11 protein-coding genes are annotated in these 13,199 nt (G+C 39.7%); all 11 read left to right on the top strand.

The window, feature by feature from the left end; translation table 11 throughout:
* Nucleotides 1-39: 39 nt before the first annotated feature.
* The 11 genes from AAIB49_RS09870 (at nucleotide 40) to AAIB49_RS09920 (ending at nucleotide 13,183) form a co-directional block, all read left to right on the top strand.
* Nucleotides 40-237 (top strand): alpha/beta-type small acid-soluble spore protein, encoded by a 198-nt coding sequence (locus AAIB49_RS09870; protein ID WP_186870426.1) that lies wholly within the window; start codon nucleotides 40-42, stop codon nucleotides 235-237.
* Nucleotides 238-395: 158 nt separating this feature from the next.
* The gene (locus AAIB49_RS09875; protein ID WP_343457975.1) at nucleotides 396-1,997 is read left to right on the top strand and encodes an ATP-binding protein; all 1,602 of its coding nucleotides are present in this window, start codon (nucleotides 396-398) and stop codon (nucleotides 1,995-1,997) included.
* Nucleotides 1,990-2,673: a response regulator gene (locus AAIB49_RS09880; RefSeq protein WP_339213661.1), complete on the top strand. Its 684-nt coding sequence runs from the start codon at nucleotides 1,990-1,992 to the stop codon at nucleotides 2,671-2,673. Before AAIB49_RS09875 ends, AAIB49_RS09880 begins: the two co-directional genes overlap by 8 nt.
* A 154-nt stretch (nucleotides 2,674-2,827) precedes the next feature.
* Nucleotides 2,828-3,832, top strand: a complete 1,005-nt coding sequence (locus tag AAIB49_RS09885) for a tripartite tricarboxylate transporter substrate binding protein (RefSeq protein WP_339213662.1) — start codon at nucleotides 2,828-2,830, stop codon at nucleotides 3,830-3,832.
* A gap of 82 nt (nucleotides 3,833-3,914) precedes the next feature.
* Entirely contained in the window at nucleotides 3,915-4,373 is a 459-nt protein-coding gene (locus tag AAIB49_RS09890; RefSeq protein ID WP_339213663.1) for a tripartite tricarboxylate transporter TctB family protein, read from the top strand.
* 12 nt (nucleotides 4,374-4,385) lie between these two features.
* Nucleotides 4,386-5,882: a tripartite tricarboxylate transporter permease gene (locus tag AAIB49_RS09895; protein WP_343457976.1), complete on the top strand. Its 1,497-nt coding sequence runs from the start codon at nucleotides 4,386-4,388 to the stop codon at nucleotides 5,880-5,882.
* A gap of 202 nt (nucleotides 5,883-6,084) precedes the next feature.
* Complete coding sequence (locus AAIB49_RS09900) at nucleotides 6,085-6,804, top strand: gamma-glutamyl-gamma-aminobutyrate hydrolase family protein (protein ID WP_343457977.1); 720 nt, start codon at nucleotides 6,085-6,087, stop codon at nucleotides 6,802-6,804.
* Nucleotides 6,805-6,919: 115 nt separating this feature from the next.
* A complete protein-coding gene (locus AAIB49_RS09905) occupies nucleotides 6,920-7,873 on the top strand; it encodes a dipeptidase (protein ID WP_339213667.1) in 954 nt (317 codons plus the stop codon).
* Between the two features lie 717 nt (nucleotides 7,874-8,590).
* A complete protein-coding gene (asnB, locus tag AAIB49_RS09910) occupies nucleotides 8,591-10,435 on the top strand; it encodes an asparagine synthase (glutamine-hydrolyzing) (RefSeq protein WP_343457987.1) in 1,845 nt (614 codons plus the stop codon).
* A gap of 399 nt (nucleotides 10,436-10,834) precedes the next feature.
* Nucleotides 10,835-12,082 carry a formaldehyde dehydrogenase, glutathione-independent gene (fdhA, locus tag AAIB49_RS09915; protein ID WP_343457978.1) on the top strand — a complete coding sequence of 416 codons (1,248 nt, stop codon included), beginning with the start codon at nucleotides 10,835-10,837 and terminating at the stop codon, nucleotides 12,080-12,082.
* A 270-nt stretch (nucleotides 12,083-12,352) separates the two neighbouring features.
* Nucleotides 12,353-13,183 carry an MIP/aquaporin family protein gene (locus AAIB49_RS09920; protein ID WP_339213671.1) on the top strand — a complete coding sequence of 277 codons (831 nt, stop codon included), beginning with the start codon at nucleotides 12,353-12,355 and terminating at the stop codon, nucleotides 13,181-13,183.
* The last annotated feature ends 16 nt before the right edge of the window (nucleotides 13,184-13,199 follow it).

Here is a 13,199-nt window from a genome sequence, read left to right on the forward strand (position 1 = left end):
GAATCTTCTGTTCCATTACCCACAAGGGAGTGATCGGTTTTGGCTAGAAACAATAATAAATTGTTAGTGCCTGGTGCAAGGAATGCAATTGACCAAATGAAAGAGGAAATTGCAAATGAACTTGGCGTTCAGCCTGGTGCGGACACAACTGCACGTGAAAACGGATCCGTGGGTGGCGAGATGGTCAAACGAATGATCAAAATCGCTGAACAGAGTATGCAAAACGGGAACAAGTAGTATGCTCTGGAAAGGGGCTTCCATTATGGAGGCCCCTTTTTAAATGGTTTTATCGTACGTTACAATCAATTTGTACATTACTTCACGTAATCTTCAGTATTTAAATAACACTATGAATATGGTAAATTTAGAATATTAATGCTCTAGGGTGGTGCTTCTTGCAGAAAATATCCTTACAATCCAAAATACTAGTGTTAATTATTAGTTTAATTACGTTTATTACAATTTCTCTTATCGGTATTTTCGCCTATTTAGAGTCAAAGGATACAGAGAGACATATTGGGGAGCGTGCTTTAAATGCCGCAATGACGATATCCATCATACCAACTGTAGTGGAAGCGTTTGAACTGGAAAGTCCATCAGAGGTTCTCCAACCAATCGCGGAAGAAATTAGAGAGGTAATTGGGGCAGAGTTTATTGTGATTGGAAATGCAGATAGTATTCGTTATGCACATCCAGATGTAGAGAGAATTGGGGAACGGATGGTTGGTGGTGATAATGATCGAGCGTTAATCAATGGAGAATATTATATTTCCAAAGCAGATGGTAGCTTAGGTCCATCACTAAGAGGAAAAGCTCCAGTTTTCAATCAGGATGGAGAAGTAGTTGGCATTATTTCTGTTGGATTTATGCTCGATGATATTCGAGCGATTATTTATAATAGCTTACAAAAATTTAGTGGCTCGGCAGTAGTGATTATAATGTTGGGGATCATTGGCAGTGTGATGCTTGCCCGTAATATACGAAAAGACACGTTCGGTCTAGAACCTTATCAAATAGCATCATTGTTTCAGGATAGAAGTGCTATTTTGTCATCGATAAAAGAAGGGATCATTGCAATAGATTCTCATGGAAGAATTACGGTTATGAATGAATCTGCCCAGAAGATACTTAGATTAATCGATAATTATACGAATAAAAGAGTTGAAGAAGTGTTTCCTAATACTAAAATGTATGACGTTTTAAAATCAGGGAAGGCAGTCAAAGATGATGAAATGGTGTTAAATAACCGTCTTGTAATTGTTAATCGAACACCGATACTGGATGAGAAGCAAAACGTAGTTGGAGTGGTAGCGAGCTTTCGGGATAAAACAGAAATTAATGAAATGCTCAATACGCTATCAGAAGTAAGAAAATACTCAGAAGATCTACGGGCACAAACCCACGAGTATACGAATAAACTCTATGTTCTATCTGGACTGTTACAATTAGGACATTATAAAGAAGCAATTGATCTAATCCAACTAGAATCAAAAGCAACGATTCATGCTAATAGAATATTAATGGAACAGATAAAGGACCGAACAATACAAGCAATATTGTTGGGCAAGATGGGGAAAGCGTCGGAGAAGAAGGTTGAGTTTAAAGTAGATGGAAACAGTTATATTAGCGAGTTGCCTAAGCATATAGATATGGCCAAGATGATTTCCATTCTAGGAAATTTACTAGATAATGCATTGGAGGCAGTCGAGAAAAAGGAAAAGAAAGAAGTTACTTTTTTTGGGACAGATATAGGAACGGATATTGTCTTCGAGATATCGGATTCTGGTGATGGTGTACCAGATAAGAATGTACAAAAGCTATTCGAACTAGGTTATTCCAGCAAGAATGATGTAGAAAGAGGATATGGTCTAGCCATTGTTAAGGATACGGTGGAGGAGCTAGGCGGCCAAATTGAAGTTCATAATCAACCAAGTGGGGGAGCAGTGTTTTCCGTATTTATTCCAAAACAAGGAAAATCGGGGGAAGAATATGATTAATGTTGTCATAGTGGAAGATGATTTTCGAATCGCTAAAATTCATGAGGCGTTTATTGGAAAGGTTTCGGGCTTTCGGGTAGTTGGCAAAGCATTAAATGGAGAGACAGCCATCCAGCTAATAGCTGAGAAGCGTGTAGATTTAGTAATCTTAGATGTCTACTTGCCAGATATTCTCGGAGCGAATCTAATCGATACGATTCGAGAAACAAATTCACATATTGATTTTATTATGGTTACGGCGGCTACGGAAACAGATTTGGTGGGTGAAATCATTCGAAATGGCGTGTTTGACTATATTATTAAGCCAGTAAAAATGGAACGGTTTATTGAGACATTGGAACGCTACCGGGAAATGATGGAAAACCTCGAGAGGAAAAAGGAGGTTGATCAATCATTTTTAGATAAGTACTTTGGCCACCAATCGGCTACATTAGACCAGAAAGAAACCCCTAAAGGAATTGATCCATTAACATTAGAGAAGGTATCCGACATTATAAACTCGTTAAAAGGGGGAATAACAGCAGAAGAGATGGGAGCAAAGATAGGTGCATCACGTACCACTGCTAGAAGATATTTAGAGTATCTAATTTCGGTAGGAGAAGTAGCGGCGGAATTAGAATATGGGATTGTGGGACGACCTGAAAGAAAATATCATGTAGTAAACAAGGGAGACTGATTAATGGCGACAGTCTCTTTTCTGTGAACAAAATGAACACAATGTATTTTTTTATTTTTTTATTCATTATTTTGAAAACGGTTACATTTAATTGGTAGTGAATTATAGTGGAAAACAAGCACTGATTTTTCAGAATTTTAAGGGGGATATAAATATGAAGAAGTATGTAGCATTTTTTTCAATTGTTATCTTAGTAACGATTCTTGCTGCTTGTTCGGCGAATAACACTTCTGGGGATAATGAATCGGGAGAGTTTGAGCCAGATAGAGCCATTGAAATGGTTGCACCAGCTGGAGCAGGTGGTGGCTGGGATACAACAGCAAGGATGGCTGCTAAAGTATTTAGTGAAGCAGGAATTATGGATGAAAGTATTGGCTTAATTAATAAGCCTGGTGGCGGTGGTGCTGTCGGTTGGGCATATGTTGCAGGACAGGATGGAAGCAACCATCACTTATTTGTTGCATCACCACCTATTATTCTAGTTCCATTAAACGGACAATCAGAATATGGGTATGATGACTTCACACCGATTGCTAATGTTATTGCCGATTATGGAGCGTTCGCTGTTCGAGCAGACGCACCATGGGATAACTTAAATGAATTGTTTCAAGATATGAAAGCGGATCCAGAGAGTATTTCGGTAGTTGGAACATCCTCACCAGGTAGTATGGACCATATCCAATTCGTACAGATTGCCAAGGCAGCAGGTGTTGACATTACGAAAGTTAAATATGTTACCGACCCGGATGGCGTTGGGTTAACCCAGTTATTAAATGGTAGTGTTGAAGTATTTTCAACTGGTGTTGCGGAAACAGTAGAACAAGTAAAAGCTGGGACTATTAAGGTTCTTGGTATTACGGCAGAAGAAAGATTATCTGGAGAAGTTCTAGAAGATTTCCCAACTGCGATGGAGCAAGGAATTGACGCTTCATTTGTTAACTGGCGTGGGTTCTTTGGACCACCAAATATGGATGAGGAAGCAGTTGCTTACTATGAAGCAAAATTTAAGGAGTTAAGTGAATCAGAGGAATTTGCTACGATTCGTCACCAATATGGCTGGGATGAAATGTTCTTAGGTACGGAAGATTATAAGGCTTTCTTAGATGAGCAAAATGATACTGTTCAAATCTTATTAGATGAGCTAGGACTAAGTCAGTAAAATAGCTATTTTGTGAAGTCAATGATTCCCATGTCATTGACTTCCACCGTTTATTTTTTATTTATATAGAGGTGGTGAAAGTATGTTTAAATCATTAAACCAACGAGTAAGTCTAGTATTACTAGTGCTTGCCACTTTATATCTCATACTAGCTTATCAATTACCTTCCTTTTCCTATTCAATTGTCGATGCTGATGTAGTGCCAAAGGGATTAGGGTTTTTATTGATTGCACTATCGATTGGGTTATTTTTTACGAAGGATTCCGAAACGGAGGAGCAAAAAGCACGTAGAAATATACCTAAAAAAGATATTGGGGTATTACTAGCTGTTTTCGCATTTGTATTCTTATATATATTCTTCTTAGAAATATTAGGATTTGTTGTAACAACCACTATATTTGTATTCGGTTGTTCGTGGTTCTTAGGATATAAAAAACATCTTACGAATGGACTTGTAGCTATTTTGTTTCCTCTATTCATGTACCTCTTATTTACTAATTTTCTAAAGATAAATCTACCACAAGGAATATTGCCGTTCTAAAGGAGGGAGCATATGGGATCGATTGAAGGTATTTTAGCTGGTTTTCAAGTAGCCTTAAGTCTTGAAGGGATTATGTTCGTTTTAATTGGGGTTCTCGTTGGAACATTTATTGGTATGCTGCCTGGTCTCGGACCAATTAGTGCTATTGCAGTTATGATTCCAATAACATTTGGAATGGATCCAGCTCCAGCCCTTGTTATGATGGCGGGTGTCTATTATGGTGCGGTATTTGGTGGCTCTACTTCCTCTATTTTATTAAACGCACCAGGTGTATCTGGAGCGGTTGCAACATCTTTTGAAGGGTATCCAATGGCACAGCAAGGAAAAGCGGGAAAAGCATTAGCGATTGCAGCTATTTCCTCCTTCGTCGGTGGTACAATTAGTGTTGTATTACTTATGATTTTCGCACCGGTCCTTTCAAGTGTAGCGATATCGTTTGATCCGCCGGCCTATTTTGCATTAATGTTCTTAGGTCTAACCGCTATTACGAGTTTATCAGAAGGCTCTACTATTAAGGCGTTGATTTCAGCTGTAATTGGCTTTATGGTTGTAACGATTGGGATTGATGCACAAACTGGGACCCAACGTTTTACATTTGGAAATGTTAATTTACTAGAGGGGATTGACTTTTTAGTTATTGCTCTTGGACTATTTGCGCTTGCTGAGGTTTGTACACTGATTATTAAGCGGAAGGATTTATCCTTTGATAATAAACATAAGCTAGGAAGTCTAAAGGTTACGAAACAAGAATTTAAAGAGATGAAAGGACCGATGACGAGACAATCTTTTCTAGGCTTTGTTCTCGGTGTCCTACCAGGTGCCGGAGCAACGATTGCTTCCTTTATCGGTTATATTACTGAAAAACGTCTTTCTAAAAAGCCAGAAGAGTTTGGAAAGGGTTCGGTCAGAGGCCTTGCAGCACCAGAAGCAGCGAATAATGCAGCGACAAGTGGTGCGTTTGTCCCGTTATTAAGTTTAGGAATTCCTGGTTCAGGTACAACTGCTGTTATGCTAGGGGCTTTTCTAGTATTGAATGTTCAACCAGGACCACTGTTAATGACCGATCGTCCAGAGATTTTTTGGGGCATTATTGCTAGTATGTATGTCGGTAATGTATTTCTATTAATCTTAAATCTACCATTGATTCCGTACATCTCTAAAATACTAAAAATACCACGCCCATTACTAATCTCCTTGGTCATCATGTTTAGTATTATTGGGGTGTATGCAATTAGTTTTAACACCTTTGATTTGTATATGCTGCTCATATTTGGGGTTATCGGATTCTTAATGCGACTATTCTCCTTCCCGGCACCACCGTTTATTCTAGCATTTATTTTAGGTGGTATGATGGAGCAAGCATTTAGACAATCACTAACCATTTCTAACGGAAGCTATATGGTCTTTGTCAATAGCCCGATAGCGTTAACATTATTAATTCTAGGTTTATTATCATTCCTGTTCCCAATCATAGGGTATTTTCGTCGTAAACGGAAAGAAGTAAGCTAGGGGGTTTTACTCCCCATTATAAGCTCCTCATGACGCTATCCCGAAAGTTAAATCAAGCTTGAAAGGGATTAGTGGCTAAAGGAGCTTTTTGCATAGCTGTCTAATAAAAGATGGAAAACTTTATCTTTTCTAAAAAATAGTCCCATTATATGACAAGGAAGTGTATCATAGTAATCAAAAGAGTTACGAGGAGGATGCCAAAATGAAACCGTTAATTGGTGTGATTACTTCGACAGACCTTGATGGAGATGTATATTATGAAGGAAAAGATAATGTAAATGCTATTTTAAAAGCTGGTGGAGTCCCAGTTTTACTTCCTTACTACGAGCAGGAGGAAGAGGTTACAGCGATAGCAGGGATGATAGATGGACTTTATGCGACAGGCGGATACGATATTGATCCAACTTTGTTTGGGGAAGAACCACATCCGAAGCTTGGGACAATCTTACCAGAACGAGATACATTTGAAATATCGATCATGAAGAAAATGCTGGAGTTGGAAAAACCGATTCTTGGGGTTTGTCGTGGAAGTCAAACATTAAACATTGCATTAGGTGGGGATATGTATCAGGATATTTATGCACAAATTTCAAGTCCGTTACTACAGCACCGGCAGAATGCGCCGAAATACTACGGATCCCATTTTGTTCGGGTTAAGGAGGGTTCCCTTTTGCATCGCTTAACAGGTAAAACGGAACTAAGGGTAAATAGTAGACATCATCAAGCAAATCGAAACGTACGTAATCCCCTTCAAGTATGTGCAACCGCCAGTGATGGGGTTATCGAAGCAATTGAAAGTACAGAACACGAGTTTGTTCTTGCACTCCAATGGCATCCAGAAAATATGTTTATGGCGAATGACACGCCCTCTGCGGCAATATTTAACGGTTTTGTTTCCGCTTGTAAGAAAAACTTGTCTTAAGGGAAATGCGGTAGTGCTGCCAATACTGGCAGGGAAAATGCTTTTGTTAAGATGAATCTAGTCATGCTACAAAGGGAATGTGTAATATTTTTCATATAGAGAAAGGATCATTAAATTGAATATAATCGATACCCATTGTGACGCTTTATTAAAAATACAATATTCCAAAAGACAATATGATAAGAAGCCACTTCAGTTTAAGGACGCACAGGAGTTAAATACGAATCTTGTGTTTCTTAAAAAAGGAAAGGTGAAGGTACAGTTTTTTGCTATTTTTATTATGCCGGACATTCCTGTCGAAGCAAAATGGCAGCAAGCCCTTGAGCAAATTGATATTTTTTATACCGATATTCTTGAAGCAAATCCAGAGATGAAGCATATTAAAGAATGGCAAGATATAAAGAAGTTAAAAGATGGAGAAATCGGTGCAGTATTAACACTTGAAGGGGCAGATGCCTTTGGTAATGATTTAGCAAAGCTCCGACTGCTTTACCGCTTAGGTGTCATGTCCATTGGCCTTACATGGAATAATGCTAATTTATGTGCCGATGGTGTGGAAGAACCTAGAGGTGCGGGACTTACTGCATTTGGTAAAGAGGTTGTCCAATTAAATAATGAGCACGGTGTATTGACAGATGTTTCCCACTTATCTGTGAAAGCTTTTTGGGATGTAATGGAACTAGCAAAATATCCAATAGCAAGTCATTCCAATGCGTATAGCCTCTGTTCACATCCCCGTAATTTAAATAATGAACAGATTAAAGCGATGTTTGAACGGGATGCGATGATTGATGTTGTATTTTGGCCTCCTTTTATTAACCATGAGCGTCAAGAGGGGACTATAGAAGATGTCATTCGCCATATTGACTATCTATGTGAGCTCGGTGGCGTACGGAACATCGGGTTTGGATCAGACTTTGACGGTATCTCATCCTTTATCACAGATTTAGAAGACGCCTCAAAATATCAAAATTTAATAAATGAATTATTAAAACAATATTCAGAGGACGAAGTTAAAGGTTTCGCCTATCGAAATTTTATCAATCGATATGTGAATGTAATTGATTAATGTATTTAGCTTTAATGACTTAAGCTTGCGTCCTGGCGCAGGTGATTCGTGGATAGAAGAGGTGGGGGGAGATGAGCTAATCTGCGGGTACATGGGCCTGAAGTGAGGCGGGGTGCGCCCGATTCGCGGGTACATGAGCCCGAAGTGAGGGGGATGCGCCCGAACCGCGGGTACATGAGCCCGAGGTGAGGGGAGATGAGCCCACCCCGCGGATACATGAGCCCGAAGCAAGGGGAGATGGTCCCACCCCGCGCGAACATGCGCCCAAAGCAAAAGAAGATGGTTCCAATCCGCGGAAACATGAGCCCGAAGCAAGGGGAGATGGTCCCACCCCGCGGGTACATGAGCCCGAAGTGAGGGGAGATGGTCCCACCCCGCGGAAACATGAGCCCGAAGCAAGGGGAGATGGTCCCACCCCGCGCGAACATGCGCCCAAAGCAAAGGAAGATGGTTCCAATCCGCGGATACATGAGCCCAATCCCCAAAAACATGCCCCCAAACCACAAATTACCGCCCCCCCCACCCCACCCAAACTTGCACATTGCACCCCAAACAAATTATCCAAATCTTTTCATGCATAGAAAACCCTTCCAATCATATAATGTTATGTTGTTTGTCATGTGCGTTTATTTGTTTGCATATGATGATATGTGGCCTATTTTTCCTGATTACAGGGAAAATACCGGTGCAATTAATTCATTAGGAGTGAATGCAGCGATGTGTGGGATAACCGGTATTGTGAGTTGGAATAATTTTGTGCGTGAAGAAAAGGAAATACTTCAACGTATGACAGATACGTTGTCATTAAGAGGTCCAGATGATACGAATCTTTGGTTAAATACTTTTGTGGGATTTGGACATAAGCGATTGGCGGTTGTGGATTTAGAAGGTGGGAAACAGCCAATGCAAAAGAAAGCTGGTGGCAATACGTATACACTTGTCTATAATGGTGAGTTATATAATACAGAGGAATTAAGAAAAGAGCTTTTAAATCGAGGTTATACGTTTCAGACAACTTCTGATACAGAAGTATTACTCACTTCCTATATCGAGTGGAAGGAAGAATGTGTAGATTATCTTAATGGAATCTATGCCTTTGGGATATGGGATGATGCCAGACAGCAGCTATTTATGTCACGTGATCGAATAGGGGTAAAACCATTATTTTATTTTGAAGATGAAAGTCGTTTTCTTTTTGGATCGGAAATAAAGGCGATATTGGCTCATGATAGTGTAAAAGCAGAAGTTGATTATAGTGGCTTAGCAGAGATTTTTGGATTAGGTCCATCAAGAACTCCTGGTCATGGGATTTTTAAACATATGAAAGAACTGCGTGCGGGACATTCACTAACCTATTCAAAGGATGGGTTAAAGATATGGCGTTACTGGAATGTGGAGAGCAGAGAGCATACGGATTCTATTGAAGAGACGATTCAGCGTGTAAGAGAACTATTTGTTGATGCGGTACAGCGACAGTTAGTAGCGGATGTTCCGGTATCTACTTTCTTATCAGGTGGTGTGGATTCTAGTGCGATTACCGCCGTAGCATCGGAGTATTTTAAGGAAAATGGGAGAGGGACACTAACTACTTTTTCGATTGATTATGAAGGAAATGATAAACACTTCGTCGCTAGTAAATTTCAGCCTTCCACTGATAAACCATTTATAGACAAAATGGTGCAAGCTTTTGAAACAGATCATCATGACGAGATAATTTCTGGGGAAGAGTTGGCGCATTACTTAAAAGAAGCGGTTATACTACGTGATCAACCAGGAATGGCAGATATTGATTCGTCTTTACTTTGGTTCTGTAAGCAAGTGAAGAAGCATACGACGGTAAGCTTATCTGGTGAATGTGCGGATGAGATATTTGGTGGATACCCGTGGTTCCATGACCCGGATTCGGCGGAGGACGGCTTCCCATGGGTACGTTCCCTGGATTCTAGAATTGATTTATTAAAGCCAAAATGGCAAGAAAAGCTTGATTTAAAAACATATGTCCATGACCGGTACCGGGAAACCATTGAAGAAACGCCTCGATTAGATGGGGAAGGGAAGCAGGATGCAAGAAGAAGAGAATTATTCTATCTAAATATGCATTGGTTTATGCAACAGCTTCTTGATCGGAAGGATCGGATGAGTATGGGGGCGAGTTTAGAGGTTCGGGTTCCGTTTGCTGATCATCATTTAGTAGAATACGTTTGGAATATTCCTTGGGAGATGAAGATGTATAATAATCGAGAAAAAGGAATTTTGCGTAAGGCTTTAGAAGGAGTATTACCAGATGAGATTTTATACCGTAAGAAAAGTCCTTATCCAAAGACCTTCCAGCCTGAATATACACAGCAAGTAATAAACTGGATGAAGGAAATACTTTCGGATAAGGATGCACCATTATTCGAATTTCTAGATAAAAAGAAGGTTGAAGCAATTGTTCAAAGCGAAGGAAAGGAATTTAAAGATCCTTGGTATGGTCAATTGATGAAGGGACCACAACTGATTGCTCATCTGTGTCAAATTGATTATTGGTTAAGGACATATCAGGTTAACATAACGGAATAGCTAGTAAAAAAAGTGAATCATCTTTTAAAATGGTTCACTTTTTTTATAAAGAAAATGAACCAAGCCATCCTATGAGAAAATAAACGCATCCACTTTATGTACCACAAGACAAGAATTTTCTAATAAACAAGGACGAGCTACTACATGTTAGAGGCGGATCCTTTTCCTTTGTTAGGAAAGTCGCTCTTCCCGAAAGTTAATTCGACAAGATTCGAGCAATACGTTATACATTCTACATGTATGATGAAAATATAGTCGAAATAGGAGTTAAGTAATCATAAAATAAAATGAATAAATAATTTACTGATTATTGAAAATAGTAGTACGAGATGGTATAGTTGACTTAGAATCTGTAATCGCTTACAAATAACATCCATCAATTATAAAGGAGTGGTTCATGTGAGTAACAAAGCGGTAGTTTATCTGAAGCCTGGTGAGGTGGAGGTACGGGATATTGGCTATCCGGATTTAGTACTACGAGACGGTCCTGGTGTAAACCCACTGAATGTTGGGAGAAAATGTAATCATGGGGTTATTTTGAAGGTTATTACAACGAATATTTGTGGTAGTGACCAGCATATGGTGCGTGGTCGTACTACTGCTCCTAGTGGATTGGTTTTAGGACATGAGATTACTGGTGAAGTAGTAGAAGTTGGTAGCGATGTTGAATTTATTAAGAAGGGTGATATTGTCTCCGTACCGTTTAATATTGCCTGTGGTCGTTGTGTAAATTGTAAAAGTCAGGATACCCATATTTGCTTGAATGTAAATCCGGACCGTCCAGGATCTGCTTATGGCTATGTAGATATGGGAGGATGGGTTGGTGGACAATCCGAATATGTCATGGTACCATATGCGGATTTCCAATTACTAAAGTTCCCTGACCGTGAGCAAGCATTAGATAAAATCCTAGACTTAACAATGTTATCGGATATTTTCCCAACTGGATACCATGGAGCGGTAAGTGCTGGAGTCAAAATGGGCTCTACCGTATATGTTGCTGGAGCTGGACCGGTAGGATTAGCTGCAGCACATTCAGCCCAACTATTAGGTGCATCTGTAGTTATTGTTGGTGACTTAAATGAGGCTCGTCTAGAACAGGCAAGAAGTTTCGGATGTGAAACTATTAATCTACGTGAGCATGATAATTTAGGAGAGCAAATTGCTGAGATTCTAGGGGTTCCTGAAGTAGATTGTGCTATTGATGCAGTAGGATTTGAAGCTAGTGGTCATGGTAAAAATGCCGGCGAAGCGCCAGCTACCGTACTTAACTCCATTATGGGTATTACGAAAGCAGGTGGAAGGCTAGGTATTCCGGGACTATATGTAACAGGGGATCCTGGTGCAGTGGATGATGATGCGAAAGATGGTACATTAAAAATTCGCTTTGGACTTGGATTTGCAAAGGCACATATTTTTGTAACGGGTCAAACACCAGTAATGCGTTACAATCGTGATCTAATGAAAGCAATACTTAGCGGAAGAGCTCAAATTGCCAAAGCGGTAAATGCAACATTAATTTCTATTGACGAGGCACCAGATGGTTATAAGCAATTTGATGGAGGCGTTTCTCGTAAATTTGTTATTGACCCTCATGGTTCGGTGAAAAATCGTGTTTCTGCTTCTGCTAGTGCCCATGCAGAATAAGAAATAGATTAGTATATCTAGCAAATTGAAGCCTACACTTACAGGAAAAGGAAAGTGTAGGCTTTTTTTAGCTAATAATTAGCGAAAATAGTTTCACACCTCTCCAAGAAAAAGTAGCTGTATCGATGTAGGTTTTTCTTAAGATAATGACATGTTCATTAGATTAATAGAATATAGTTAAAATAGGAAATTTGGTTCTAGTTTACTCTCCTAAACAGGCCAAATTTCCTGTTGTAGGACTTATAAACTGAAAAAGGGGTGTTGGGTAAGATGTCAGAGTTTATGGCGGAATTAATTGGCACGATGATTTTGGTCATTTTTGGTGGAGGAGTTGTTGGGGGCGTTGTATTGAAAAACTCCAAAGCAGAAGGCGCCGGTTGGATAGTTATTACGATTGGATGGGGTCTTGCAGTAACGATGGCAATTTATGCTGTAGGTAGTATTTCAGGAGCACATGTCAATCCGGCAGTAACAATTGGTTTTGCTTCTGTTGGAGAGCTTGAGTGGGCTAAGGTTCCATTATTTGTAACAGCCCAAATGCTAGGGGCAATCATAGGTGGTGCTATTGTATATTTAACATATATTGCGCATTGGCGTAAAACGGATGACCCTGCGACTAAGCTTTCCGTATTCTCGACCGCACCAGCAGAGCGTAGCATGTTTGCAAACTTCTTAACGGAGACAATCGGTACATTTGTTTTATTATTAGGCCTAATGTTTATCGGGGCAAATGAATTTACGGAGGGGCTAAATCCGTTAATTGTTGGTCTGTTAATTGTTGCAATCGGAATGTCTTTAGGTGGTCCTACGGGCTATGCGATTAATCCTGCGCGTGATTTAGGACCAAGAATTGCTCATGCGTTATTACCTATTGCTGGTAAAGGGGACTCTGATTGGGGCTATTCCTGGATACCAGTGCTTGGGCCAATCTTTGGTGGTGTTTATGGGGCAGTTTTCTATCACGCCATATTCCAAGGAAACTTTTCTGTATTATTTTGGATTATGAGTGGATTAATGTTACTTGTTATTGTAGGGGCAGTGAATGAAGATTTTAAAAAACAAGGAGCAAGTAGAAGTCAGACTAACAAAGAAGCGGTATAATAGTCATTATTAGGGA

Source organism: Ornithinibacillus proteolyticus, from assembly GCF_039581225.1.
Lineage (GTDB): Bacteria > Bacillota > Bacilli > Bacillales > Amphibacillaceae > Ornithinibacillus > Ornithinibacillus massiliensis.